At 61.2% G+C, this 26326-nt stretch carries 23 protein-coding genes and 4 pseudogenes; 16 read left to right on the top strand and 11 right to left on the bottom strand.

Annotation, left to right across the window (positions count from 1 at the left end; translation table 11 throughout):
- Window positions 1-240: 240 nt before the first annotated feature.
- The 7 genes and pseudogenes from MUN23_RS22205 to MUN23_RS22175 all read left to right on the top strand — a co-directional run.
- Entirely contained in the window at window positions 241-1596 is a 1356-nt protein-coding gene (locus MUN23_RS22205) for an ABC transporter substrate-binding protein (protein WP_248761207.1), read from the top strand.
- Window positions 1597-1602: 6 nt separating this feature from the next.
- The gene (locus MUN23_RS22200; protein ID WP_248761206.1) at window positions 1603-2499 is read left to right on the top strand and encodes a carbohydrate ABC transporter permease; all 897 of its coding nucleotides are present in this window, start codon (window positions 1603-1605) and stop codon (window positions 2497-2499) included.
- The gene (locus MUN23_RS22195; RefSeq protein WP_248761204.1) at window positions 2499-3323 is read left to right on the top strand and encodes a carbohydrate ABC transporter permease; all 825 of its coding nucleotides are present in this window, start codon (window positions 2499-2501) and stop codon (window positions 3321-3323) included. The genes MUN23_RS22200 and MUN23_RS22195 overlap by 1 nt, the downstream gene beginning before the upstream one ends.
- Before the next feature lie 224 nt (window positions 3324-3547).
- A pseudogene (locus MUN23_RS22190) lies at window positions 3548-4320 on the top strand (ThuA domain-containing protein).
- Between the two features lie 182 nt (window positions 4321-4502).
- Window positions 4503-4934: a Gfo/Idh/MocA family oxidoreductase gene (locus MUN23_RS22185; RefSeq protein WP_371876050.1), complete on the top strand. Its 432-nt coding sequence runs from the start codon at window positions 4503-4505 to the stop codon at window positions 4932-4934.
- A gap of 50 nt (window positions 4935-4984) precedes the next feature.
- On the top strand, window positions 4985-5440 hold the full coding sequence (locus tag MUN23_RS22180; RefSeq protein ID WP_248761203.1) for a hypothetical protein: 456 nt from the start codon (window positions 4985-4987) through the stop codon (window positions 5438-5440).
- A 27-nt stretch (window positions 5441-5467) separates the two neighbouring features.
- Window positions 5468-5835 (top strand): annotated as a pseudogene (locus MUN23_RS22175) (Gfo/Idh/MocA family protein); the annotation flags it as partial.
- A gap of 677 nt (window positions 5836-6512) precedes the next feature.
- Here MUN23_RS22175 and MUN23_RS22170 read toward each other — a convergent pair.
- Window positions 6513-7370 carry an AraC family transcriptional regulator gene (locus tag MUN23_RS22170; RefSeq protein WP_248761201.1) on the bottom strand — a complete coding sequence of 286 codons (858 nt, stop codon included), beginning with the start codon at window positions 7368-7370 and terminating at the stop codon, window positions 6513-6515.
- A gap of 78 nt (window positions 7371-7448) precedes the next feature.
- Between MUN23_RS22170 and MUN23_RS22165 the strand changes: the two genes are divergently transcribed.
- A complete protein-coding gene (locus MUN23_RS22165; protein ID WP_248761199.1) occupies window positions 7449-8231 on the top strand; it encodes a phytanoyl-CoA dioxygenase family protein in 783 nt (260 codons plus the stop codon).
- Between the two features lie 131 nt (window positions 8232-8362).
- On the opposite strand, the gene MUN23_RS22160 is transcribed toward MUN23_RS22165, so the two are convergent.
- The 3 genes from MUN23_RS22160 to MUN23_RS22150 form a co-directional block, all read right to left on the bottom strand.
- Complete coding sequence (locus tag MUN23_RS22160; protein ID WP_248761197.1) at window positions 8363-9295, bottom strand: tyrosine-type recombinase/integrase; 933 nt, start codon at window positions 9293-9295, stop codon at window positions 8363-8365.
- Window positions 9292-9963 carry a tyrosine-type recombinase/integrase gene (locus MUN23_RS22155; protein WP_248761196.1) on the bottom strand — a complete coding sequence of 224 codons (672 nt, stop codon included), beginning with the start codon at window positions 9961-9963 and terminating at the stop codon, window positions 9292-9294. Before MUN23_RS22155 ends, MUN23_RS22160 begins: the two co-directional genes overlap by 4 nt.
- Before the next feature lie 137 nt (window positions 9964-10100).
- Window positions 10101-10388, bottom strand: a complete 288-nt coding sequence (locus MUN23_RS22150; protein ID WP_248761194.1) for a hypothetical protein — start codon at window positions 10386-10388, stop codon at window positions 10101-10103.
- 282 nt (window positions 10389-10670) lie between these two features.
- On the opposite strand from MUN23_RS22150, the pseudogene MUN23_RS22145 reads away from it, so the two are divergent.
- Window positions 10671-10954: pseudogene (locus MUN23_RS22145) on the top strand (ATP-binding protein); the annotation flags it as partial.
- A gap of 142 nt (window positions 10955-11096) precedes the next feature.
- Here the strand turns inward: MUN23_RS22145 and MUN23_RS22140 are convergent.
- The 3 genes from MUN23_RS22140 to MUN23_RS22130 all read right to left on the bottom strand — a co-directional run bounded on the left by MUN23_RS22140 (window position 11097) and on the right by MUN23_RS22130 (window position 14047).
- Window positions 11097-12104, bottom strand: coding sequence for a hypothetical protein (locus MUN23_RS22140; protein WP_248761192.1), 1008 nt, complete (start codon window positions 12102-12104; stop codon window positions 11097-11099).
- Window positions 12105-12147: 43 nt separating this feature from the next.
- Complete coding sequence (locus MUN23_RS22135; protein WP_248761190.1) at window positions 12148-13026, bottom strand: phytanoyl-CoA dioxygenase family protein; 879 nt, start codon at window positions 13024-13026, stop codon at window positions 12148-12150.
- A gap of 202 nt (window positions 13027-13228) precedes the next feature.
- Entirely contained in the window at window positions 13229-14047 is an 819-nt protein-coding gene (locus tag MUN23_RS22130; RefSeq protein ID WP_248761188.1) for a phytanoyl-CoA dioxygenase family protein, read from the bottom strand.
- A 263-nt stretch (window positions 14048-14310) separates the two neighbouring features.
- Between MUN23_RS22130 and MUN23_RS22125 the strand changes: the two genes are divergently transcribed.
- From MUN23_RS22125 to MUN23_RS22115, 3 genes are all read left to right on the top strand, one after another.
- Window positions 14311-15219, top strand: coding sequence for an AraC family transcriptional regulator (locus tag MUN23_RS22125; RefSeq protein ID WP_248761186.1), 909 nt, complete (start codon window positions 14311-14313; stop codon window positions 15217-15219).
- A gap of 545 nt (window positions 15220-15764) precedes the next feature.
- The gene (locus tag MUN23_RS22120) at window positions 15765-16595 is read left to right on the top strand and encodes an AraC family transcriptional regulator (protein ID WP_248761184.1); all 831 of its coding nucleotides are present in this window, start codon (window positions 15765-15767) and stop codon (window positions 16593-16595) included.
- A gap of 113 nt (window positions 16596-16708) precedes the next feature.
- Window positions 16709-17851 carry a glycerate kinase gene (locus MUN23_RS22115; protein ID WP_248761183.1) on the top strand — a complete coding sequence of 381 codons (1143 nt, stop codon included), beginning with the start codon at window positions 16709-16711 and terminating at the stop codon, window positions 17849-17851.
- A gap of 9 nt (window positions 17852-17860) precedes the next feature.
- On the opposite strand, the pseudogene MUN23_RS22110 reads toward MUN23_RS22115, so the two are convergent.
- The 4 genes and pseudogenes from MUN23_RS22110 to MUN23_RS22095 form a co-directional block, all read right to left on the bottom strand.
- A pseudogene (locus tag MUN23_RS22110) lies at window positions 17861-18388 on the bottom strand (sugar phosphate isomerase/epimerase family protein); the annotation flags it as partial.
- A gap of 35 nt (window positions 18389-18423) precedes the next feature.
- On the bottom strand, window positions 18424-19473 hold the full coding sequence (gene mgrA / locus MUN23_RS22105; RefSeq protein ID WP_248761182.1) for an L-glyceraldehyde 3-phosphate reductase: 1050 nt from the start codon (window positions 19471-19473) through the stop codon (window positions 18424-18426).
- Window positions 19474-19570: 97 nt separating this feature from the next.
- A complete protein-coding gene (locus MUN23_RS22100) occupies window positions 19571-20572 on the bottom strand; it encodes a sugar phosphate isomerase/epimerase (RefSeq protein WP_248761181.1) in 1002 nt (333 codons plus the stop codon).
- 57 nt (window positions 20573-20629) lie between these two features.
- On the bottom strand, window positions 20630-21871 hold the full coding sequence (locus tag MUN23_RS22095; protein ID WP_248761180.1) for an ROK family transcriptional regulator: 1242 nt from the start codon (window positions 21869-21871) through the stop codon (window positions 20630-20632).
- 118 nt (window positions 21872-21989) lie between these two features.
- On the opposite strand from MUN23_RS22095, the gene MUN23_RS22090 reads away from it, so the two are divergent.
- From MUN23_RS22090 to MUN23_RS22075, 4 genes are read left to right on the top strand one after another with little or no spacing between them, the layout of a single operon-like run.
- Window positions 21990-23081: a Gfo/Idh/MocA family protein gene (locus MUN23_RS22090; protein ID WP_248761179.1), complete on the top strand. Its 1092-nt coding sequence runs from the start codon at window positions 21990-21992 to the stop codon at window positions 23079-23081.
- A gap of 54 nt (window positions 23082-23135) precedes the next feature.
- Window positions 23136-24425, top strand: a complete 1290-nt coding sequence (locus tag MUN23_RS22085; protein WP_248761178.1) for an ABC transporter substrate-binding protein — start codon at window positions 23136-23138, stop codon at window positions 24423-24425.
- Window position 24426: 1 nt separating this feature from the next.
- Window positions 24427-25350, top strand: a complete 924-nt coding sequence (locus tag MUN23_RS22080) for a carbohydrate ABC transporter permease (protein WP_248761145.1) — start codon at window positions 24427-24429, stop codon at window positions 25348-25350.
- Entirely contained in the window at window positions 25347-26258 is a 912-nt protein-coding gene (locus MUN23_RS22075; RefSeq protein WP_248761144.1) for a carbohydrate ABC transporter permease, read from the top strand. The genes MUN23_RS22080 and MUN23_RS22075 overlap by 4 nt, the downstream gene beginning before the upstream one ends.
- The last annotated feature ends 68 nt before the right edge of the window (window positions 26259-26326 follow it).

Here is a 26326-nt window from a genome sequence, read left to right as displayed (position 1 = left end):
ATGCTCCTTTGGATCATTGGATGGCCCCCGAGAACGAGGGCTTGCGCCGACACCTGAATTAGGTGGGGCGGGCTGCCCAGTCGCACGTCAGCGTTCAACGCACTTAGGAAGGTTTCAGCTGCAGTAACGGTAACGTTACCAACCATCGCTGTAAAGCCCCGGGCCGTCGCCAGTGCTTACGCCGCAAATTCTGGGATACTCTTGGCAGCCCGTTGCCAGTGGTCCGCATCACATGCTAACTTGGACCAATTGGTAACGTTATCAAGTAGGGCTGCTCCATGGAGCCTGCTCGTGCGCCGGCGTGTCGGCGCTTCCGTTCATGCGCGTGGAAACGCGACAAAGGAGTTTCGTATGAATACCCGCAAAATGCTCGGGGTTGCAGCTGCCGTGCTGGCGACTGCACTCAGTGTCACGGCGTGTGGAGGATCCACCCCGTCCAGCCAGCCAACCACCGGCGAACTTAACTTCCGGGCCAACAAGCCTTGGGACTTCAACTCCTTCTCCAAGGTATCGGAAAAGGAAATCGATATCTCGCTGAAGAGTACCCAGTACTCCGGGGAAGCCTACCTCGCCTTCATAAAACAGTCGTTCCGGACTAAAGAGAGCCCGGGCCTATTCACCTGGCAGGTCGGAGGCGGACTTAAGGAACTCGTGGACCAGAATGTGCTTGCCGAGACCACCAATATTTGGAGTGATGCCGTCTCGAAAGGGCATGTAGCCGAATCGGTCCGGGATCTCTACACCGTTGATGGTAAGCAGTACTGCACGCCGATCACAGTGGATGACTGGGTCATGTTCTACAACAAGAAAATCTTCGACAAGCACGGATTGAGCACTCCCAAAACCTGGGATGAACTCATGCAGGTCGCCTCGACGTTGAAGCAGAAGGGCGAAGTGCCCTTCTGGAACCAGACCAACGTGTGGTCTTTTGTTTGGTTCCAGACGCTCCTGGCCGGCACGGATCTCGCACTGTACCAGGACCTGGCCAAGGGCAAGGCTTCCTACACGGATCCCCGCATCGTGGACGTGATGAACAAGTGGCTTGAAATGCAGGAGCAGGGGCTCTTCAACGATGCCAGCCAGAAGGACTTCGCTAAGGATCAAATGCGGGACGGCAAGGTGGCGATGGCCCCCTTCGGGACTTGGTGGACCGCTGACGCCGCCCTTGGTGGCATGAAGATAGGTTCTGACTTCGGCACCTTCACGATCCCGGCCATTAAGCCCAATGGGAAAACCCCGGTGGCGATCGAAACGGCGCCGGCTTGTACAGCAGAATCTTCGCCGCAGAAGGAACTCGGCCTCAAGTATGCCGAGTGGTGGATGTCGCCGCAGGGTCAGTCCGCCTGGGTGGCACAGCAAGGCAACCTCCCGTTCAACCCCAAGGCGGCTGCTCCGAATCCGGAGATGGACAAGCTGGGCAAGGAGTTGAACTCCGGAGAATTCACGTTCTACCTGCGCTATTACGAGGCGACTCCGGTTCCGATCCGGACGGTGGCGCTTGAGCAGTTCAGTGCGTTCCTGACTCACCGGGGGGACCCCATGAAGTACCTCACGGCGATCGATACAGCGGCAAAGTCCTACTGGGCCGGTAAATAACCGACCATGAAGAGACAAAGTTCAACGAACTACCAGGGCCAGGCGCGGAGCTTCATCGCTCCGGGCCTGGCCCTGGCGATCATCGTGCTGCACCTGCCTGTGGTGTACACGCTCTACCTGAGTTTCACCAAATACAACGGACTGGGAAGTCCCGGCTTCATCGGCATGACGAATTACGTCAAGATGTTCAGTGAGCCGATCTTCCTGGTCTCGTTGGGAAACACCCTCATTTGGGTGGTTGGAAGCATAGTCCTACCCGTGGGCCTGGGGCTTCTGGTGGCCTACCTGGCCTTCGGCCTGAAGGGCGGCGCCTGGCTGCGCCTTCCCTTCCTCGTGCCGTTTGCCCTGTCCGGTGTTGCCGTCGGCGTGGTCTGGAGCTTCATGCTGGGCACCGATGGCGCCCTGACCCAGGCGCTCCAGTTCCTCCATCTCCCCGGTTCCGAGCTCCGCTGGCTGCAGGACGCGCCCTTGAACACGATCGTCATGGTCATAGCCTCAGCATGGCATGGGGTGGGCGTGAATGCCTTGATCTTCACGGTGGGGCTGCAGTCCATTCCGCAGGAGCCGTTCGAGGCCGCGCGCCTCGATGGGGCAACAGGGTGGAAGATGTTCCGTCACATTGTGTGGCCGCTGCTCGCTCCGTCCACGACGGTAGTGGTCGGTCTGGCCATCGTCGGCGGCCTCAAGACCTTCGACATCGTCCAGTCGATGACCCAGGGCGGGCCGGCCCGCGCCTCAGAAACTCTGGCCCTCACCATGTACCGGGAGACATTCGTTAACAGCGACTACGGACTTGGCGCCGCCGTCGCCATGTTCCTGAGTCTTGTTACCGTGGCTGCCTCGGTCATCTATCTGCGTCGCCAGCTCAGCCTTGGCGACACGACCCCCCGGAGGAGCAAATAATGATTACCCGAATCCTTCGGATCACGGTCCTGGCCGTACTCGGACTCCTGTGGCTCCTTCCGGTCTATCTGCTGATTACCAACGCGGCGAAGTCGAGCTCCGATTACTCCGGCGACACACTCTGGCTGCCCGGCAACATCCTCGATCTGGGAGACAACCTCGTCCGAGTCTTCACCAAGACGGAGATTCCCCAGAGCCTGGCGAACACGGCCCTGTACAGCATTACCGGTCCTCTCATCGCTGTCATTCTGGGCGCAGCGGTGGGATTCGCCGTGATCGTCCTAAGGCTGCGTAACGGGTTTTTGTGGTTCTTTGTCATCTACATCGGATCGGTTTTTCCGCTTCAGATGATGGTTATCCCACTGTTTGACACCTATTCCAGGGTGGGCCTGTACAACACGTCCGCCGGCATGATTTTCGTCTACTCAGTAGTGTGCTTGCCGTTCTCGGCGTTCGTTATGAGGAACTTCTTCTCAGGCATAGCGGACTCCGTCTTCGAGGCCGCCGTGGTGGACGGCGCCGGCGCCTGGCGGATCTTCACCCGGATCTACCTGCCGATGTCTTCCAGCGCCCTCGCGGTGGTATTCATCCTGCAGGCGACGTGGGTCTGGAATGATCTTCTGCTGGGCCTGGTGCTGACCCAAGGCCCTGAGACCCGCAACGTGATGCCGGTTCTGGCCGGCCTCCAGGCGACCCAAGGCGGCGGCGGCGAAAGCTACACAGTTGTCCTCACGGCGGCTCTCCTCGTCTCGATTCCGACGACTGTCCTCTTCGTCGTCTCTCAGCGGTACTTCTCGAAAGGCCTGTCGCTCGGACAGTACTGACTGCAGCGGCACGCGACTGAACCGCGCCGTGCCAAGAACCCATGGCCCGCCCGGAAAGGCGGTTACCAGGAGGCGTTCCAAAACCTCTAGTGCCCTTGCCGAGCTCCAGCCCCTCTTCCTCTCCACCATCGACCTCCAAAGTGACTCCCAACACCCTTGTCCTCGTTCCGGGGCCGTCAAGTTGCACCGTACCGAATACCGTTCAACCATTTCAGGGAAAAACCATGACACATATCAGCGCCCCGAATGCCCGAGCGACGCCGATCCGCGTCACCGTATGGAGTGAAAAGTGGTGACGCGCGCCTCTACCCGCACGGATGCGCGGGGCCGTAAAGGGGAATCGAGGAGAACCTGGGCGGCAGGGTCGATGTCCGCGTAGCGACTCTCGACGAGCCCGAACACGGTCTGTCGGAGGAAGTGCTGGCAGCAACCGACGTGCTGACGTGGTGGGGGCACATGTCCCACGCCGATGTCGATGATGAAATCGTTGAGCGCGTGCATCGCCATGTGCTCTCAGGCATGGGTCTGATCGTGCTGCATTCCGGCCACTGGTCCAAGATCTTCACCAAGCTGATGGGCACCTCGTGCACGCACCGGTGGAGGTCCGAGCAGGACCGCGAACTTGTCTGGACCGTTGATCCCACGCACCCCATAGCCAAGGGTATACCGCATCCCATCATCATCGACCAGCAGGAGATGTACGGCGAGTTCTTCGACATCCCCGCCCCCGAAGAACTGGTCTTCATCAATTCCTTCAGCGGCGGCGAAATCTTTCGCTCGGGATTGCACCTTCCGCCGCGGACACGGAAAGGTTTTCTTCTTCAGTCCAGGTGACCAGGCCTACCCTGTCTACCATCACAAGGACGTCCGGCGGGTGATCGCCAATGCCGTCTAATGGGCGGTCACCGACAGGCCGGAACGGGCTTACCCGGAGCTCCTGCGTTACGAGACCAACGACTTTTTCAACGGCAAGGGCTACCGGGGGGCCAAGGTATGAGAGCCAGTTTCGCAACAGTCCCCGCCGACAACACCCCGCTGCGTGTCGTCGTCGTCGGCACCGGCAGCATGGGGCGCCTGGCTGAAGACCGTGGAACAGTCGCCCCTGGTTGAACTGGCGGGCATCGTTGACCTCGATCTTGACGCAGCACAAGCCGGGGCAGCCAAAGTGGGGCGTCGGAGCTGCCTGTCAACAGCAGTACCGCCCGGCTGGCGGCCAACGTCGGAGCCCAGGCCGTCATCAACGTCACCGTCCCGGCCGCTCACCACCCGGTCACCACCGAGGCACTCACTGCCGGCCTTCCGGTATTGGGTGAAAAGCCGATGGCCTCCACAGTGGCCCAGGGACTGTCCCGGGCCGCTGCGTCGGAACTCACCGGACAGCTTATTATGGTCAGCCAGTCCCGCCGGAACAACCGCCACCTCTTTGCAGCCAAACGGCTCGCCTCTTCTCTCGGCGAGACCGGAATCGTCACGGCGAATTTCTTCAAGGCCCCGCACTTCGGCGGCTTCCGTGACGCAATGGGCCCACCCCCTGCTGCTCGACATGGCCATCCACCAGTTCGACATGGCCCGGCTCCTGCTGAACGCGGATCCCGTCTCCGTCTTCTGTGAGGAGTACAACCCGACCAGGAGCTGGTACCGGGGCGACAGCAATCTTCGAGATGTCAGGCGGCGAACTGTTCATCTTCACGGGCAGTTGGTGCAGTCCGGGCAAAGAGTCCTCGTGGAACGCGGCTTGGCGGATCAGCGGCGAGCACGGCAAGGTCCTTTGGGACGGCGACAACGAACCCACCCTGGACTCAACGGGGACTCCAGCCTTTGCGGACAGCGAGGATCCGGAACTGAAAATCGCCGGCGCCCTGCGGGACTTCGTGCAGGCCATCCGCACCGGGAACACGCCGATGGGGCAGGTGCACGAGAACATCATGAGCCTGGCAATGGTGGAAGCCGCCATGCTCAGTGCCTCCACCCGCAGCCGCGTCTCCCTGGACACGCTACTGGAGGACTCCTACCAGGAATGCCTCCTCACGGAGCGCAACCCCGGTGTCCTGGAGGTCTTGAAGTCCTGGCCCTCCGTCAGGGCCGCCCTGTCCGCGGAAACCAGCCGCCTGCCCTAAAGAGGCCCTCTGAAAAGGACTTGCCATATGACAGCACAGAAACCACTGCGGGTGGGCCTGGTGGGCAACTCCTTCATGGGGGCCGCCCACTCCCACGCGTGGCGGACCGCCCCGCGGTTTCTTCGATCTCCCCCTCGCCCCGCAGCTGACCGCGCCGGCCGGCCGGCCGGAAAGGGGCGTCCGCCCGCGCCGCCGCGCACTAGCTGGGATGGGATTCGGTGCACACCGACTGGCGGGAGCTGATCGAACGGGAGGACATCGACCTGATCGACATCTGCACCCCGGGCAATACGCATGCGGACATAGCCGTCGCCGCGCTGGAGGCCGGCAAGCACGTCTTGTGTGAGAAACCGCTGGCCAACACGGTCGCCGAGGCCGAGCGCATGACAGAAGCTCTCCGACCGGGTATGTGCTGGCCCGGTACCTGGCGGCGGGCGGCATTGACTGCGTGGTGGCGGCGTCCTCGAAACTGTTGCGAGCCCCGGGCGACAAGGCCAAACCAGACAAACGCGACGCGCGCCTGCTGGCCGAGATGCATCAGCGGCAGCCAACCAACCACTTCGGCGGTCAGAGGCGAAGCCTCACTGGATGATTGAGTCCGAATAGATGATTGAGTCCGAATAGCGCTCGACCGCGTGGGAGATGTTAAGGCACCCGAGTCCTCGAGCCGCTCGATGCCAGCAGGGCCACGAGCTCCTACATTGCTACGGCACGAACCCGCTTTTCACCACGAAGCGCGAAGAGCCGACAACGCCCGCACACCGGTCCAATGGGATGCCGCCCGCCACGCAGGCTTCAGCACCGGCTCGCCCTGGATCGCGGTCAACCCCAACGACATCAACGCCGCCGCCCAGGTCAACGACCCAGAGTCTGTGTTCACCTTCTACCGGCGAGTGATCGAACTACGCCACGCCGACACGTCTACGCATTCTGCCGCTCTCTGCCAGGGATCGAAATGCTTGTGCTCGGCAACTTCACCGCCAAAGACAGGACCGCTCTCGATCGACGATGGCTCCTGGGCCGAGCAGGTACTGGACAACTACCCTCCCGACCCTTCGCTTCGGTTGGACTGCTACCCGTTGCTGCGCTGGCTGCCGGGGATGAGAGCCGCATGTCTGATCCGGTACCTGCGGGGAGTCGTCCCGAATCGGGCGGCGAATAGCCGATAGAAGTGACTGAGGTTGCCGAGCCCGCATTCCGCGGCGACTGTGGCTATCGAACGATCAGTCATTCGCAGTTCATTTGCGGCGCGGGTCAGACGCAGTTCGTTCAACGTTTCTGTGGTGGTCCTTCCGGTCTGTTCCCGCAGGATTCTGTTGACGTGTTCACGGCTACGACAGGCCAGCTGCGCGAGTGCGGGGGCCCCGCGACTGAGAGCGATCGGGTCATCGGCGACTTGATCAATAGCGGTCCTGAGCCACAACGGGAGTGTTTTACCCGCCGGTTCGGCCACGTCGTACAGCAGTTCGAGAAGGGCTTGTTCAAGCAGCAGACGGCTGGAGGGGTTGCTGACGAGAAGCTCGCTGAGGCGGGCTAGCTGAAGTCGGCCGAGATGGTGTGTGCTGGGAAGTGGTGTGCCCGACCATGGCCATGGGGTGCCGGAAAAATAGCGTTGTTCGAGGAAGTGCAGCGTCTCTGCCGGGAACGCCACACTGACCGTGCTGAACTCCCTGCCGAGGATCGGACGGAACGTGTGCGTGTCGGCTGGCCGGATGAACACCACATCGCCTTCTGTAAGTACTTGGCTCTCACCATTGATCAGGTGAGTGAGCGACCCGTCCTCGACCCAAAACAGTTCTGCGAAATCGTGGGTATGAAGGGTGCCCCTAAAAGCGCCGGTGGCGCGTCTGCGCCCGACGTTGTGGCTCTCCTCTCCCGAGATGTAGTCGGCGAGATGCAACATTTTCGGTTCAATGTCATTCAGGGACAAGAAAAAGCTCCTTTGGATGAATAAATGTCATTAAAAAACATACAGGCTAGTACTATCAACTAGCTACTGGAGGAACCCATGACCGTCACCACTGGGCCAAATACCCGCGATCATTATGACCGGGAAGGATACGTGACCTTCCCCGACGTACTCGACCAAGACCTCATCGCCGAAGCCGACAGCCATGTCGATTGGCTGCTGGACAAGCACCCCGACCTTCGACCGGAGCAACTAGGACACAAACTCTCACGCAACGACCCCTTCTGGCTTCGGCTGGTCTCCGACAACCGGCTTCTGGACATCGCCGAACAATTCATCGGACCCGACATCGCGTTGTTCGCCACGCACTACATCTGTAAGCCACCCAGGACCGGTCAAGCTGTGCAGTGGCACCAAGACGGCGCGTTCTGGCCGCTTGAGCCCATGAACGTGGTGAGCCTATGGCTTGCGGTCAGCGAGTCTGATTCCGGAAATGGCTGCCTCCGCGTGATCCCCAAGAGCCATCACAGGGAACTGTCCGGGATGAAAGAATCGGATGACACCAACAGCGTGCTGCGGAGCCAGATCATCGACGCACAACTCGACGACGCGCAGCCCGTTGACTTGATCCTGCAGCCAGGCGGGGTGTCCGTGCACCACCCCAACAGCGTCCACGGTTCGAACGCCAACACCTCAGACAGATGGCGCCGAGGGCTCACCATCCGATACATCCCAACGTCGACGAGAATTATGAAGCCGGAGGCCGCATCGCCATTCCTGCTGCGTGGCCGACCCGTAGACGGTGTGAACGAGTACCTCGCTCTACCCCGGTTCAACGACGGAGAACATATGCCGTTCCGCGGCAGCGACGACTGGCGTTGAATCCCCTTTGAGGCCGAGGGTGAGGTGTGTCAGATCCTTGACACACCTCACTGCGACGGTCCGCGGGCTGGCTTGGCGCTGTTGGGCACGCCTGTCGGTAAAAAACATCTGCAGTGTCGGTGCGATCAGCGTCATGAGCGCACCGCCGACCAGCCGGTATTCTGGCGTGACGCTGCAAGGGACAGCAGCTCCGGTGCGGCGGAGAGATACCAGTAGGTGGATGCCGGTTCGCGGTGCCCCAGGTAGGTCGACAGCCATGGAAGCTTCGCCTGCACGTCCTCGCCGGTACGATACCAGCTGAGCAGGGTGCGGACCGCGAAAGCATGGCGCAGATCGTGAAGCCTGGGCGCAGAAGGTGCCCCGGCCCCGACACCTGCGGCATTGACCAACTGCCGGAATGTCTGGCAGACGACCACGTAGCAGAGGCGTCTGTGGGTCTGGGACACGAAGAAGCTTGGCTCCTCAGGTCGGGGTTCGAGCTCGTCGCGGAGTTGGGCGTATGCGCTCAGTGCCTGCATGGCAGTGCTGTGAAGTGGAACCAGCCTGGATTTGCCGAACTTGGATTCGCGGATCAGCAGCAGACCCTCGGACCAGCCGATGTCACTGCGGTCTAGCTTGATTGCCTCACCAATCCGCAAACCACCGGCCGCAAGGAGCCCGACCAGAGTCTCGTAAGTCGCTGCCCGAAGAGGTGGAGTAATCGAGATGCGTGCCTGGCCCATCAACGCCTCGATGTCGGCGGCGGAGTAGATGAACGGCTGGCGCCATCGCTGCCGGTGCGGCATCAGACCCAACGGCGGGATCTCCGTCCCGGGGTAAATGCCGGCCAGGTAGCGGGCGAACCCCCGTGCTGCCGTCATCCGCCGCGGCCCCGCGGTCGTCACGTGGCCTGTCGGCGATTGCTGCGCCCATTCCAGCGCCGCCTGAATCGTCACGGTGGACGCTCCGAGACCGTCGAGATAAGCCACGAAGCCTGGCAGCAGCCATCGGGCCTCGGCCATTTCGTGTCCGAGCGAACGGCGCAGTTGCAGGTAGTCCGCGAGATCCTGCTCCAGCGCACTCACCGCACGGCCCCCGGCCACGGCTGGGCAACCTGGCGCAGCGCGACCAGGTCAACCTTGGCATAGAGGGCGGTCGTGGCCAGATCCTGATGGCGAAGGACCTGACTGATCGCCACCAGGCCGGCGCCGTGGCGGAGCAGTTCACCGGCGTGGGCGCGCCGCAGCCCGTGAGCTCCAACGTTGGGCAGGCCTGCACGTTTGCAGGCCCGCTGAACAACGTCGCCAACCAAGTCGGCACGGATCGGTCCCCGCGGAGCCCGGCAGGTCAGGAACACGTTCACGGCATCTACAGGATTCCGACCAGAGGACAGATAGGCTACCAAGGCTTCGCCGACCTCTGACGGTAACGGCAACCGGTCTTGCCGGCGCGCCTTTCCCCGGACCAGGAGTTCCCCGGACCGCCAATCAATATCACGCAGTTCCATCCTGGCGACCTCGATGGATCTTAACCCCAGCCGCGACACCAGCATCACTATCGCAAAGTCCCTGACATCGACCATCGTGCTGCGGTCAAAGCTGTCGAGAAGAAGTTGCACATCCGCCGCGGACATCCCCGGTTGCGGCAGATTCGCGAAACGCCACCCACCCACCGGAGGAACTGACGCCCCCAGCTCCAACCCGGTGATGCCCCGCAGATAGAGAAACCGAAGAACCGAACGCAGCTCGGCCACGCGGCCCTTCGCCGATCCAGCCGACACCCGGGCGAATTCCCGCAGCAGAAACGCATTAACATCCGCCCCGGTCAGAGCCCCGGAGCGAGTACGCCACCGGCCGAGGACTCCTCAAGGAAACGCCGGGCAGTGTTCTCCTAACGCAGCACAGTGGTCGCCGCCAAGCCACGCTCCTCCACCATCCATAACCGATACGACGCCAGAAGCGAACCCAATACCGTCACCGCCGGCGCTCTTTGAGGGACGGCGCCTGCCTCCCGCAGGTAGCTCATCAGCGGAACCAAAGCGCGGGGACGTGGGCTCCTGCTCCGGCCAACCCCTCGCCGGGCAGACTGGAACAAGGACATCCGTTCCTCGTTCAGATCCTCGATCCTCAGCCGTTCCGCAGACAGCCACAGGCCAACCTGCCCCAAATCCTTCAGCATGTTCCGGACCGTGCCCGGCGTGTAACCCCGCCGCGTCAACCACTCCCGGTAACCCTCGATGTGCGGCCAAAGATGGCCAGCTTTCCTTCTCGTTCCCGACACTGCACTTCGCCTCCTTCACGGAAGCACGGTTGCTCCCATGAACAGGCTCCTCCCGAGAAACTATGCCGATACGCCGCGGCTGACCTCTTCGAGGAAAACCAAGTGCCAACGGCCGCTGCCGCGAAGCCTCGGCATAGTCGCGGGCTCGGCATAGGTCGACCTATGCGGATGTCCGCATAGATTGATGAGGTCGGCTACATCCCGTTTGAACAGGACGCCGCGAACCTGTTCTTCCAGCTCGTCTCCTCACGCTACGAGCACGCCTCGCTGATCCTGACCTCGAACATGTGGGAACTTCAATACGCTGGGGCGACGTGTTCGGTGACCAGGTCGTCGCCTCAGCCATGATCGACCGCATCGTCCACCACGCCGAAGTCATCACCCTCAAAGGCTCCAGCTACCGGCTCAAACACGCGCCGGCGGACTCGCTGCCCTCGACAAGACCAGGAAATACGGCAGAATAGCCAACGTCAACGTGGCTCACTTTTCAACCCACGAAACGGCTCACTTTTCGACCAGCGCTGACACCGCTGTGATTCTGAATGCCAGACACGTCCGAGACTTGGTATGAAACTTTTCGGGCCTCGAACAAACGGCGGTGTGATGTTAGGCGGGGTCGGTCTCGGTCGTAGTCGGCGATAGGCGGGTGATCCTGCCGCCGATGAACCATTCGGTGATGATGATGTCGCCCTTTGCTGTTGTTGTGATGCCGTGTGGACTCCTGAAGGTGCCGTGCACAACGGGGGGTCTGGACGTGATGCCCTCCACGATTGAGTTTGGCCACCCTGCCGGCCGCTCTTCGAGGATGTTGCCCACTGTGCCGGTGAGTGCATCAGTCCTATCGAATACGGCGAGCCGGCCGTAGAGCTCTGTTACCAGCAGGTGATTGCCGTTGATGGCGAACCCAGACGGACTGGTGAGCTCCTCCTGTCCGAAGGTACCGAGGATTTTACCGTCCAAGGAAAGGGCGACAACGCGGTGATTCCCGCGATCGGCGACGAGGAGCCGCGGCGGGGTGGAGCGGGTATCGACGATGATTGCGTGCGGCGTCACAAACGGGGTGCCGCTTTCGCGGCCGTCTGAGGTCCATAGAAGCTTTCCGTACTGTGTAAAGCAATGAACCAGGCCTCGCCCGTAGCCGTCAGCAACCCAGACTCGTGCATCGGCGTCGTTTCCATCATTGTGCACTGCCACGCTGGTAGGGCTCCAGGGCAGACCGTCCGGGCATTCGAGGACCTGCAGGATCTCCCCGCTGAAGGCGAATCGTGCGGTTCGGCCCCCGTTGGTCACAGCCTTGTAGTTTGCTCCATGAGGAACTGCTTTTTGCCCGTTGTCGACTATCCAGATCCCTCCTCGCGGGTCGAGGGCAAGACCGTGGCATTCGGTCGTGTCGATGGGGACTCTTGCGATGGCGTTTCCGGGGCTGATGGTGACCAGGTGGGATCCCGATGCGTCAGTCAGGTACAGCGTTCCGTCGAGGCCGGACGTGATGCCGGGGTGCGCCCAGGCCCGTTCGTGCACGTCATCGACAGGGATGTCGTCCCATGCGTAGCCACGGTTGCCGATGGTGACGGCGGGCAGGCTGTCTCCCTTCGAGATTTGGCTGGTATCCATCGTGGGCGTTTCCTGTGGCTGAGTTTCAGCGACAGCGGGTGCTCTATCGATCGCAGCCACCGTCTTTCTCGGCACGGGAATATGCTTTTGACTCGTCGACAAGTCCTTTGTGTGCGTACGGGTCGTCGCCTGCAACGAGGACGATGTCGCGGTAGTCGTATTCCCCGAAGTACTCGCCTTGGGGCTTTTTCCATGGCAGGAGCGACTCGGCGCTCATGTAGTGGTTGACCAGGGCGCGCCGGTATCCGTGCTTGCCAGAGTTTTCCAGCGAGCGGTGAAGCAGGTATCCATTGAAGATGAGTGCCGCCCCAGCCGGGATCTGCACAGGAATCGCGTCATTGTCGGAGTAGGGGAAATCGAACGCCTCCGTACTGCAATCGAATCGTGGGTCGTCTTGCTTTCGATCCGGGTAGAGCACGCCACGCTGATGGGATCCCGGGAGCACCCAGAGACAGCCGTTTTCGACCGTCGCGTCGTCGAGCGCAATCCATGCTGCTGTCAGGGAGCGGTCCCGGGTGGGGATGAAGTGTTCGTCCTGATGCCAAGCCTGACCTGGTTTGCCTTCCGACTTGATGAACAGCATTGACTGCATCGCCTTCACATTCGGACCGATGACTCCCTCGAGCGCCTTAACGATCGTGGGGTGCTTCATGGCCGCCAGCGCAAGGTCGGAGAGTTTGTGCGGGTAGTGGATGCACAGGAACTTGCGCAACATCTCAGCATCCGAGACTCCCCGTATCTCCGGCGAGTCGCCGAAACCGTCCCGGCAGATGCGTAGGGCTTCCTCGTTGATGGCGGTCACCTCCGTCGTGCTGAGGGCGTTCCTGAGGATGGCGAAACCGTTTTTTCGGTACTGGGCAACGAAGTCGCTCGTGATCGAATCGTGCATTGCGGGTGAATGGTCGGTTAGCGGAGTGGACATGATTCCCTTTCTGATCAATCGTGTTCCCATCGAGCATGGCACGTAGATAAGCCGGGAAGAATGTCAGATCCTTTCAGAAAATATCTGATCATGACAATTACGGAACGCAGACCATGAACTTGCCGGGCCGCGGCACCAATGCAAAGCCCCGTGATCTGCTGACCACGGGGCTTTGCATGGAATATGTAGCACCAGCTGATGTCTACGGAGTCCACAGAATCGGGTTTATTGGTCCGGCGGGGACCGTGCCAATGCTCGTGCCCGGCATCCATTGGTCCAGATCCTTCTTTTGGGCCGCATTCGTCGGTTCTGTGACCTCGATGTCTGCATCCATGTAGATCATGGTGATGACTGCCCTTGGTTGACCGGATCGGTTAGCTCCGGCGCGATGGAAGGTCCAGCCGAGATGGTAGCTGACGTCACCGATGTCGTAAGGTTCTTCATCCAGGGGATAGTTCTGCTCAGCGAGCGTTTTTTTCAGCTGCTGCTCGGATTCGTCGCTGATGGGCAGGTTCCGTCCGAATTCAAATTCGTGGCTCCCCGTAGCGAACGAGAGGGGTCCCATTTCGAGCGGGGTCGCTTGGAGGGGGATCCACACCGTGACGGTGCGGTCGCTTGAGACGGGCCAATAGTATTGGTCGGCGTGCCACGGGGTGATGCCTCCGCCGGATTCCTTATACAGGGCTTGATCGTGGTAGAGCCGGACACTTTTGACGCCGAGGAGGTCGGCGGCGATTTTGGCCAGGCGGGCTGAGAACACAAACTCGCGGACCTTTTCGCTGTGGGTCCACAGATTGGAGACCTGCAGGAAGGCCTTGTTGTAGGTGTCGCGCTCTTCCAGGGGGAGGTGTTGGGTGTTGAGCTCCCGGACTTTCGAGGTGATCTCCGGTTCGAAGCTGGACACTGTTTCCGGATCCAAGACTTCGGGAAGACGGATGAATCCTTGATCGTTGAAATCCTGAAGGTGGCTTGGCGACAGTGTGTAGGGTGCGTTCAGACTCTGGGTCTTGGTGGTTGTCATGATTCCAGCTTGGATGAGCTGGCTGTCAGGAGCCACGCTGTTCTCGGCCAGTTCTGGTACTAAATCGCCGGCCGGTTGAATCCTCAGTGATTTGGCGCGGCGATTGCCGCAGGGAGCTTCTTGTCCGACCAAGATCCCAGAGCCCCATGCCATCCCCGCCGGTGCCGTTGGATGCCCTGACTATGCTCGTGCGGCTGCATCCGTGTCGGACGTTCGGGCAGCAGGGGTGTTATCGCGGGATCCGCCGGGTAGATTGTTTGGGCATGACGTTCTCACGACTGAGAGTCCACCCGGCTTCTGCGGCGCGCACGGCGGGCTATGCTCCGGCAGCCACCCTTGGCCCGCGACGCCTGCAAAGCTATGAGCTGGTATGGCTGCTGACTGGTTCCGCGCGATGGACCGTCGACGAGCCGGACGTCTCAGCGGGCATTACCAGACGCCACGACAACATCGTCGCTCCAGGGACGTTGGCGCTGGCACGCCCGGGCACGATCGAATCGTATCGATGGGACGAGCATACCCCTACGACTCACGCATTCATCCACTTGGATATCGAGCCGTCAGCAGATGCCCCTCCGCCGACAGAATGGCCCCTTATGCGCAGGTTCAGCGCCGACGATCCGCTGGCCGGGATGTGTTCGTATCTCCTGACGCTCGCGAGAATGAACAGTGAGGAGTCGCGCAGCAGAAGCGATGAAATCGTTGAGCTTCTGGTCGACATCTACCTCCGGGGGCCCTTAGAATCCGCGGGCCCGCGGATTGCGGGCCCGCGGATCCAGCAGGCACTCGACTTTGTGGGCATGACCTGGCAGACCGAAGGGGTCCGAATCATTTCGCTCCAGGAACTAGCCACAGCCGCGGGGGTAAGCGTCGGGCATCTGTCCAGGGAGTTTCGCGACGAGTTCAGGGTGGGACCGATTACTGCCCTCGAGCGTGTGCGTTTGGGCCAGGCGGCCATTGCACTGCAGCGCAGCACGTACCGGATCGAGGAGATAGCGCATCAGGCCGGCTACAGCAACCCGTACCACTTCTCGAGACGGTTTTCCGGAACGTACGGGATCCCCCCTCGTCGGTACCGGAGAGACTCGCGTGGAAAAGATCCGCTGCAGCCTCTGACGGACTCCGGTTTGTTGCCTGTATGGACTGCGGCGACCAGCACCAGAATCACATAGTTTTTCGCCTGTAAGCGTTGCAGCATCACCGCCTCGCACGGCTCAGGCAATGAGCGAAAATGTGGGACTCCACGACCGAACAATGGCCCACCATGCCGATCACACGCTATGACTCAATACGAGACAACCGGGCCAGCTCAGGGCCAGATGCCAAGGGGCCCCTTCGGCGCGCCGCCCTACCCGAACGGCGATGCCTCTCGTGGTTTCCGTCTCCCTTGGAGCCCACTAAGGCCAGAAGTGCTAAAACTTAAGCCTATTGCAAGCAAAACATCTATGGCTTATGCTTGAAATTAATGCTCACTACCTGATAGGTAAATTCTTGATGCCATGGCGACCGTTTCTCGGCGCTTGGTCACCTTGCCTGCCCAGCAGGCTCGCCAGGCCGTGTGGATAGGACTCGATGGCGGGCCGAGGATCGCGGTCACATGGATTCACCCGACCTGCGGCCCCGTTCCATACTCCCGGATGCTCTTTCGGTAGTTGCTCAGACGCCGCATGTGTAAATACGAGACCTGGCCAGGTGGCCTGAGGATTGGAGTCTGGAATTGCTCGCTTCGTATGAGCACATTGTTCAGTCCTCCTCATTGAGCTGGCGTATACAGAGGATTCATGTCCAACGGTTTGAGGCTGGGTGGCATTTTCATCCGGAGCTGGAACTCACTTATATCTGCCAGGGGGCTGGGACGAGGATCGTCGGGGACTCCGTCGAGGCGTACGAGCCCGGTGACCTGACTTTGATCGGTCCCGATCTGCCACATACCTACGTCTCGGAGCCCGGCTCAGCCGTTCACGAGGCTATTGTTGTTCAGTTTCGACGAGACTTTCTTGGGCCGGGCTTCTTTGAAGGTCCGGAGTTTACCGCGGCCGCCGTTATGCTGGACCGCGCGAGCCGGGGCCTTAGTTTCAGCAACACCGGCATATCGCTGGTACAGCTTGAGCAATTGGCGCCAGCGGAACGTACGATTGCCCTGCTGGGACTGCTGGTTGACCTGTCCCGGGCTGACGCGAAGCAACTGGCCAGCGATCACGGTTCTCCCGCGATCAGCCGAGCCGCCGCAGAACGAATTTCCGGAATGATCGGGCTCATGCAGTCTGACTACTACCGAAAGCTCACACTCGAGGACATAGCGGCGGCCGGACATCTCTCGCCAAGCGCGGCGAACCGACTGTTCCGCCGATCCACAGGATCCACCATTATCCGATACCTGAATCTCATCCGCGTGAACGCTGCTTGCCGCCTGCTGCGGGACACAAACCAGAGCATCGCCAGCGTAGCCGCAGACTGCGGATTCGAGAATCTCTCCAACTTTAATCGGCGCTTCCGCGAAATTAGGAATTCTTCACCCCGGGACTATCGGCGCAGCTTCCACTTTTGACCTTGGCGAATCACATAATCGCGACTCGCATCCCCTGCGTGCGTACCGATCCGCACGCGGCAACAAACACCAGTGCAGCTTGACTGCAAGGACCGACCAGTTAGGAACCCGTAGTGCGCGTACTCGTTGCCCCCGACAAGTTCAAAGGCTCCCTTTCCGGAAGTGAGGCAGCGAATGCGATGGCTGCCGGTGTCAAGGATATCTTGCCGGAGGCCGACCTGAGGTTGCTGCCCGTTGCGGACGGCGGCGAAGGGACGCTGGACGCTGTTCTGATGCGTGGCGGCATTAGATGCCGTTCGGTGGTGCAGAACCCAATGGGCGAGCCGGTAGCAGCGGAATGGGCCATGTGCGACGGAATCGCCGTGATCGAATCGGCCCTTGCGAGCGGTCTGGCCCATGTAGATCCGACCCCGAAGTCTGCCGGTGATTCTCATAGCTTCGGCACAGGTGAATTGATACTGGAGGCACTCAACTCAGGGGCAACCGAGATAGTGGTTGGGTTGGGTGGATCGGCAATGACTGACGGTGGGTCCGGGGCACTCCGCGCCCTGGGCTTGCGTGTGCTGGACATACATGGCAAGGACATTCCGATGGGAGGGGCCCATCTTGGCTCGGGCGCGTCAATCGTGATTGCCGGGATCGACCCCCGGCTACGCCATACACCGATCCGCTTGGCCGTAGACGTGAATAATCCACTGCACGGGCCTGACGGAGCCGCCCACGTCTTCGGCGCCCAGAAGGGGGCCGACTCACAAGTTCGCAACGACCTCGATGCGGGGCTGCGGCATTGGTCTGCTCTTTTGCGGGCCGCGACTGGCGTGGATGTTCAATCACCCGGGGCCGGTGCTGCCGGTGGATTCCCCGCTGCCTTTCTGGCGTTGACCGGAGCAACTCTCGAACGCGGATTTGACCTCGTGGCCGAACTGCTCGATCTCCAAGCTGCCATCGAATCGGCAGACCTAGTGCTGACAGGAGAAGGCTCACTGGATGAACAATCGCGCTTTGGCAAGGCGCCGTTGGGCGTGGCCGACCGGAGTCATGATCGGGGGATACCCGTCGTGGCCATCGCCGGGCGCATTCTGCTTACCGCCGAGGAACTGGCCGGTCACGGAGTCGTGGCCTTCGAAAGTATTCAGAACACGGCCCCTTCGCTGGGGGCGGGGTTCACCGAAGCCGCCACATACGCGCGTCAGGCCACCAGGGAAGCACTCTCCGGACTCCGGCTGGAACTCGCAACCATTCCGGCCCGCCCATAGATTGAGAACTCATTCCTTGCTGCTGAAGGCGGCGTTGAAGCTGGTTTGCGACGCGGGGTAGTCATACTTTTTCAGGGCGACGAGTGCGTCGGGCGAGGGCTTCGGGGGCGCCGTGGAGGCGCTCCATGCCGGCGTCTGCCCATTCGATGCTGATGGGGCCGTCGAAGCCGATGGCGGATAAGGCGCGGAAGGATGCTTCCCAGGGCACGTCGCCGCGTTCGGCGGAGACGAAGTCCGGTCCGCGGCGTGGGTCGCCAAGGGCAGGTGGGATCCCAGGACGGTGTTGCGGCCGGTGGGGCGGAGCTTGGTGTCCTTGCAGTCCCAGAAAATAGACACAGGGTCAATGCCCTGCCACATCATGTGCGAGGGTCCCAGTTCGGTCCGAACGCTTCGCGGTGGCCGATCCCGTCCAGAGTGCGCACGGTCCAGCAGTCGTTGGCGATCTCACTCGGGTGGACTTCATGGACGAAGCGGACGCCACATTCGTCGAAAGACGTCCAGGATGGGGTTCCAGCGGTGTGTGACGTCCTGATGGCCGGGCCTCGGTGACGTTCCCGCACGTCACTGAAGGGTCATCGGCGCAGGCTACCCTTGGGCCGCAGGTTGATGTCTGATTCGACGGCGAATTCGTCGATGGCCGTCAGTTCCTCCGTGGTGAACTTCAGGTTGTTGATGGCGCTGAGGGTGTCCTCGAGCTGGGCAACGCTGGACGCCCCGACCAGTGCCGAGGTAACCGACGAGCCCTTCGGCTGGTCGCGCAGGATCCAGGCGATGGCCATCTGCGCGAGCGTCTGCCCGCGACCTTCGGCGATAGCGTTGAGGTTTCGCACGCGATCCAGTTTGTGCTCAGTCAGCGCGGATTCGGAGAGGAACCGTTCCTTGGCGGCCCGGGAATCGGACGGTACACCGTTGAGGTAGCGGTTGGTCAGCATCCCTTGGGCGAGCGGTGAGAACGCGATGGAGCCGGCGCCGACCTGTTCCAGTGCTTCATAGAGGTTCGGCGAACCGTTCTCGGTCCAGCGGTTCAGCATGGAGTAGCTGGGCTGGTGGATGAGCAGCGGCGTGCCGAGTTCCTTGAGGATCCGGGCTGCTTCGATGGTTTGCTCCGGAGTGTACGAGGAAATACCGGCGTACAGTGCCTTGCCGGAACGGACCGCGTAGTCCAGCGCCCCCATGGTCTCTTCAAGGGGAGTCTCAGGGTCCGGGCGGTGGCTGTAGAAGATGTCCACGTAGTCCAGGCCCATGCGTTCCAGCGACTGGTCCAGGCTGGAGATCAGGTACTTGCGGGATCCCCACTCGCCGTACGGGCCGGGCCACATGTAGTAGCCGGCCTTGGTGGAGATCACGAGCTCGTCGCGATAGGGCTTGAAGTCTTCCTTCAGATGGCGCCCGAAGTTGGTCTCCGCCGATCCATCCGGCGGGCCGTAGTTGTTGGCCAGGTCGAAATGATTAACGCCAAGATCGAAGGCACGGCGCAGGATAGCGCGCTGCTCATCAAACCGCTTGTCGTCGCCGAAGTTGTGCCAAAGGCCCAGCGAGATGGCGGGGAGTTTGAGTCCGCTGCGTCCGACGCGGCGGTAGGGCATGGTTTCGTAGCGGTTTTCCGCAGTCGAATAAGTCATTGTCATTCTTTCTCTTCCTGACTGCGTCACGCCCAAGCGTGACGCAGTCATAAGTCGGGTTGGTATGCCTCCGGCGTTACCGTGGGCTGTGCCGGTTCTAATCCTTGCTGCTGAAGGCGGCGTCGAAGCTGGTCTGGGAGGCGGGGAAGTCGAACTTCTTCAGCGCTGCCAGGGCTTCGGGGGCGCCGTGGAGCCGGTCCATGCCGGCGTCTTCCCATTCGACCGAGATGGGGCCCGTGTAGCCGATCGCGGCAAGGGCGCGGAAGGATGATTCCCAGGGGACGTCGCCGCGGCCGGCGGAGACGAAGTCCCAGCCCCGCCGCGGGTCGCCCCAGGGCAGGTGGGAGCCCATAACGGTGTTACGGCCGGTGGGGCGGAGCTTGGTGTCCTTGCAGTCGACGTGGTAGATCCGGTCCTTGAAGTCCCAGATGAACGAGACAGGGTCGATGCCCTGCCACATGAAGTGCGACGGGTCCCAGTTCAGGCCGAACGCGGGCCGGTGGCCGATCGCTTCGAGGGTGCGGACGGTGGTCCAGTAGTCGTAGGCGATCTCGGAGGGGTGGACTTCGTGGGCGAACCGGACCCCGCATTCGTCGAAGACGTCCAGGATGGGGTTCCAGCGGTCCGCGAAGTCCTGGTAGCCGGCCTCGATCACCGCGGCGGGGACGGGCGGGAACATGGCCACGTACTGCCAGATGGAGGAGCCGGTAAATCCGACGACGGTGTCCACGCCGAGTTCCTTGGCCAGCCGGGCGGTGTGTTTCATTTCCTCGGCGGCGCGGGCGCGGACGCCCTCGGGATCGCCGTCGCCCCAGACCTTGGACCCGACGATGGCCTCGTGGCGGAAGTCGATGGGGTCATCGCAGACGGCCTGGCCTTTGAGGTGGTTGGAGATGGCCCAGACCTTCAGGTTGTACTTCTCCAGCACGGCGAGTTTGGATTCGACGTAGCCGGGTTCGTCCCAGCGCCAGGCGTCCAGGTGGTCGCCGGACACGGCGATTTCGAGGCCGTCGTAGCCCCAGCCGGAGGCCAGTTTTGCGACTTCCTCGAAGGGGAGGTCGGCCCACTGGCCGGTGAACAGGGTGTACGGACGGGACATGGTGATCTCCTTGAGAAACGCTCAGAACTCCGGACTTAACTTTTGGCGCGGGCGCGGCTAGTTTTCAGATCTGATGGATACACTGTTGGAAAGCTTGAGTAGAGACTCCACACCGGCCGGGGACAGAATGAATTGAAGGGCGAGAACTGCGGCGCCGAGGATTCCGGCTCTTTCGTTTTGTTGGCTGCTCTCAACACGGAGTGAGCGAGTAGCCAGGGGCAGTACGCGCAGATAAATGGCGGATCGGATCCCGGCCAGAAAATCCTCATTCAAGTCCGCGAACGGGCCACCGATCACGATAGCACTGGGATTATAGAAACTGACGGCCGCAGCCAGAACTTTACCAATACTCTTGGACGCTTCACGCACTTCTTTTCGAGCATAGATATTTCCTTCCGCGGCGAGGCGCCTGACGTCGCGGCTGGTCAGCGCTTCGGCTATTCCCAGCTGTCTCAGTTTTCGGGCCATAGCGTCACCTCCTGCCACTGCTTCGAGGCACCCGGTATTTCCGCAGGAACAGATCGCACCTTCGCTTTCGGGCACCTGGATGTGCCCTATGTCCCCGGCGGATCCCTGTTCCCCTCTATGCAGCTTGCCGTTGCTGACGATGCCGCAGCCGATTCCTGTACTGATTTTGACAAACAGAACGTGTCTGTCGTGCTCGGCGCGAGCCCAATACTCACCCAAAGCTGCGAGATTGACGTCATTGTCGACGAGCGTCTTCGCAGCGTAACGCTGGGAAAAAAAAGCAGGAACCTCGTAACCGTCCCACCCCGGCATGATCGGTGGTCGAACGACAGTGCCGGTCGAATGATCCACCGGACCCGGAACGCCAATGCCTATGGCGCGCACATCGGCCGATGACTTACCCGCGTCAATCAATAACTCCTGAAATACTGCGTCCATCACGCTCAGGATCGACTCAGGTCCGTCCGCGATGCGGATGTCATAAGTTCTGGAAGCCAACACAGAGGCGGAAAGGTCCGTGACTGCCACCGAACAATGCGTGCCGCCTAAGTCGCCTGCCAATAGAACGCCCGCTCCGCTGTTCAGGCGGAGTTGCCCCGCCGGCCTACCACCTGTCGAAACTCCGATTTCCTCAACAATCAGTCCGGTATCGATCAGCCCGTCCAACCGCTGGGAAACGGTCCCGCGTGACAGCCCCGCCACGTCCACCAGGAAACTCCGGGTGCAGCCCGGCGCACGGGCGATTGCTTCCAGAAGCACGCTGGACAACCGGTCACTGCTAGAGGCAGCAACAGTCCGTCGGGTCCCCGGAACTTCTCTAAGGATGCTCATAAGATCATTCTCGCACATCTTTTGATAGAAAAAACATAACTTCTCCCTATTGCTGGCCTAAGTGTCTCGCCTTAGGATCAAACGTAAGAAATCTCACATCTTCGGCAGGGGCATTTGTATGAGGCGTTTGGGCGTAGGGATCATCGGCACGGGCATGATCGGACGGGTGCACGTCGACGCCGTCCGGCGTTCCGGAGCCCGTGTTGTGGGCATCAGCGGATCATCTTTGGAGTCAGCCCGGGCAGCTGCGAATTCTTGGTCGCCGGAAAGCCAGCCGATGTCCGTTGAGGAGCTGCTCGCGGACGCACGGGTGGATGTTGTCCACTTGTGCGTCCCCAACTACCTGCATGAGGCGTTTGCTTTGAAGGCATTGGGAGCAGGCAAGCACGTGGTCTGCGAGAAGCCCCTCAGCATTGATCTTGCCGGTGCAAGAAGGATGACAGAGACCGCGAGCCGCTCCGGACTCATCGCTGCCGTTCCTTTTATTTACCGATACCACCCCTTGGTAGCCGAGGCCAGGTCAAGGACCCGCGCGGGTGAAATCGGCGATGTTCGGCTGATCCACGGCTCATACCTTCAAGACTGGCTGTCAGATCCGGCAGATGATAATTGGCGAGTGGATGCGGCGCAGGGTGGGACATCACGGGCCTTCGCTGACATCGGATCGCATTGGTGCGACCTCGTGGAGTGGGTCAGCGGGCACCGTCTGACCGAAGTGCAGTCGATGACCCAGACAGTGCCCCGGGACCTGGCGTCTGCCGATCCTGCGGGGGACGACACGCCGACGGAAGACATCGCGTGCGTCAACTTCAGGACCGACAAGGGATCAGTCGGCTCGGTTGTTATCAGCCAGGTTTCCCCCGGACGGAAAAATAGGCTGTGGTTTGAAATCAGCGGCACGGAATCAGGCATTTCATTCGACCAGGAACAGCCCGAGAGCCTCTGGATTGGTAGCCGGTCAGGCATTCAAACTGTCCTGAGGGATCCTTCGTTCCTTTCTGCTGAGGCCGCGGCCCTCCCGAACCTCCCTCCCGGGCATCCCCAGGGGTACAACGACTGCTTCGCGGCCTTCGTGAAGGACGTCTATGCCGCTGTGGTTGGCCGGCGCGAAGAACGGATGCCAACGTTTGCCGACGGTATCAGGGCGGCTGCAATCACCGAGGCAGTCCTGACGTCGGCCCGCAAGAACTCCTGGGTCGACGTTCAGTAATCCGGCGACCAACAATCGTCATTCAGCAATCAACAGTTAAGACAAGGAAGTCAAGTGATAAAAACCCCAGTCAAATCGGCGGCGGTGGTGGCGGCAGTCCTGGCGTTGGCCCTGACCGGCTGCACCGGCGGTGCTCCCAGCTCCGGCAACGCCGATGCCAAGCAGATCCGTTACCTGCTCGGTCAGCCGGAAGCGCCTGAGGATCTGGAGCTGCTCAAGGCTGACGTGAAGAAGTTTGAGGAGCAGTCGGGCATCAGCGTCAAACTCGACGTTCTGCCCACCGATCAGCTCCGCACCGTCCTGCAAACCCAGCTCCGGTCCGGGGATGGCCCGGACGTCTTCAACTACGACACGGGGCCCGGTTTCGCGGGTGCCCTGGCCAAATCCGGCCTCCTTTATGATCTAACCGACGCGTACAAGACCCGCAACTGGAAAATCTACGACTTCGCCAAGGACCGTGTGACCTTCGACGGCAAGACCGTCGGCGTCCCCGACCTGATCCAGGAACTGGGCGTCTTCTACAACAAGGAAATGTTCTCCCGACTGGGCATTTCTGAGCCCAAGAACTTCGCTGATCTGCAGGCGGCAGCGAAAACCATTAAAGATGCCGGCATCGTGCCGCTCGCTGTCAGCGACAAGGAAGGATGGCAGGGAGGGCATTTGTTGAGCATGGCCCTGGCCAGCCGGGCCGGGTCAAAGGGCATGAGTGACCTGCTTGACGGAACGACACCATGGACATCGCCGGACGTGGTCGCCGCACTCGATGCCTGGAACCAGCTGAACAAGAGTTCGTACCTGACGCCCTCGCCGACGGCTGTGTCCTACGACAATGGCAATGCCCTTTTCTATTCAGGCAAGGCCGCCATGACAGCGACGGGAAGCTGGCTCATCACGGGTGTGCAGCAGAACGCCCAGTTTGACGTTGGGTTCATCCCCTTCCCAGGTGACAACGACAGTGGCGCTTTCAGTGCAGGCCTCGGGTCTGGCACATTCGTTTCCGCCCAGACCAAGAAGAGCGAATCAGCGCTGAAATTCCTCGACTACCTGCAGACCCCGGAACACGGACGCTGGCAAATAGAAGAAGTGCATGCAATTCCGGCGTTCCCTGTCGACACATCCGGAGTTAAGGCCTCGCCTCTGTTCGCTCAGGTTGTGGAGGATACCGCCAAGATTGCAGATGGCACAGGCGAGTTTGGCTACAGCATCGACACGCTGAGCACCGACGTGTTCAACCAGGCGATGTGGGATGGTTTCCAGGGGTTGTTGACCGGGCAGAAGTCGTCCGAGCAGGTGGCCCAGGAGCTCCAGACGGCGTTCGAGAAGTCTGCCGCAGAAAGCAAATGAGATGACTTCGACTATCTTGTCGACGACGCCGGCGGTGACCAGGCGGGCGCAGACCCGCCTGGGCATCGCCCTCATCACCCCGCTGATGATTTTGGTTCTCGTGTTCTTTGTCCTGCCTCTCGGCAGCGCGATCTACTATTCGTTTGTTGACTTCGACGGCATTAATCCGAACCCTTCCTTCGTGGGGCTGGATAACTACTCCCGGATGTTCACTGATCCCGAGGTCTGGCACGCCCTGAGCAACAATGCGATCTGGATCGTCATCGGCACCGTGGGCCCGCTGGCCATCGGCCTGATCCTGGCACTGCTTCTTTGGTCGGTCAGGCGGGGGAATATGTTCTATCGCCTGGCGTTCTTCCTGCCCTACGTGCTGCCGGGCATCGCGATCGGCATTGTCTGGGGTTGGATCTACGACCCGCTCAACGGATGGCTGAACAAGGCACTTCAGGGCATGGGTTTCGGTCATCTGGCCACGGGTTGGCTCGGAGACCCAAACACGGCACTCTACGCCGTGCTGGCGACAGCGATCTGGGCGTCGACCGGTTTCGTGCTGATTATTTTCCTGTCGGCCCTGCGGAACGTTGACACCGAGCTCGTCGATGCCTCCCGTTTGGATGGCGCAAATGCCGCCCAGCGCCTGTGGTACATCATTCTCCCGCAGATCATGCCGGTCTTCCTCATGGTTACCACGATCACCCTGGTCGGCGGCTTCAGCGTCTTCGACATCATCTTCATCATGACCGGCGGGGGCCCCGCCAACGCCACGAACGTGATGGGCACCTACGCATACAGCAGCGCCTTCAAGGTCAGCGACATCAGCTACGGGACGACCCTGGCCCTGCTCATTACGGCGCTCTCGGTTCCCTGCGCGGTGCTGTTGAACCGGCTGCAACGACGACTCTCACTGCAAGGAACAGGCGCATGAGCGACATCACAGTATCGGAGCGCGACAGGCTTCAACTGGCCGGGGCGCTGGACCGGCCGGCTCCGGCGGAGAACGACACAACCCCGCGCCGGAAGGCCGGACTGGCGGGGAAGCATGCCCTGCTGATCGTGCTGGCGCTGATTTCTTTGTTCCCCGTCATCCTGATCGTCTCCACGGCGCTGAAGACCGAAGCGGACGTGCGCGTGGACCCGTTCGCGCTGTTCTCCTCCTTCTCCATGGAGAACATCACGACGGCCTGGACGGAAGGACACTTCGGCGAGTATTTGGGCAACAGCCTGCTGCTTACCGTTCCCAGTACCCTTCTGGTCGTGGCACTGTCCACGATGGCCGGATACACCTTCGCCCGGCTGCCCTTCCGGGGACGGTCCGTGGCGTTCTACCTGGTGGTGCTGGGCCTGCTGGTCCCCTTTTTCACCTACATGATCCCGCTGTACTTCCAGCTGCGCGGCCTTGCACTGCTGGACACGCTCGGCGGCGCGATCCTGATCCTGACCTCCACAGGCGTCTCATTCGGAACGTTCTTCATGCGGGCGTTCTTCTCCGACCTCCCCACAGAACTGGAACAGGCAGCTAGGGTCGACGGATGCTCTGAATGGCAGATTTTCACCAGGGTCATGCTTCCCCTGGTCGGTTCGGGCGCATCGGCCCTGGGCGTCTTCACGTTCCTGCAGAACTGGAACAACTTCCTGATCCCGCTGCTCTACCTGCCGGGCGGTGAATTCCGGCCCCTGACAACGGGGCTGTACCAGTTCACCGGCGGCCGGTCCATCGACGTAGGCCCGCTGGCCGCCGGCACCCTGATCACAATCCTGCCCGTCATCGTCCTCTTCCTGGTCATGCAACGCCAGGTCGCCGCCGGCTTCATCTCCGGCGCCGTCAAAGGCTGACAACACAGGGCCCGGTCGGCCCGTTCCGTACACCAACTTTAAACAAGACGACTCGCTCAAAGCGATCG

It is taken from the genome of Pseudarthrobacter sp. SSS035 (assembly GCF_023273875.1).
Classification (GTDB): Bacteria; Actinomycetota; Actinomycetes; order Actinomycetales; family Micrococcaceae; genus Arthrobacter.
This window is presented reverse-complemented; position numbering and strand designations above follow the sequence as displayed.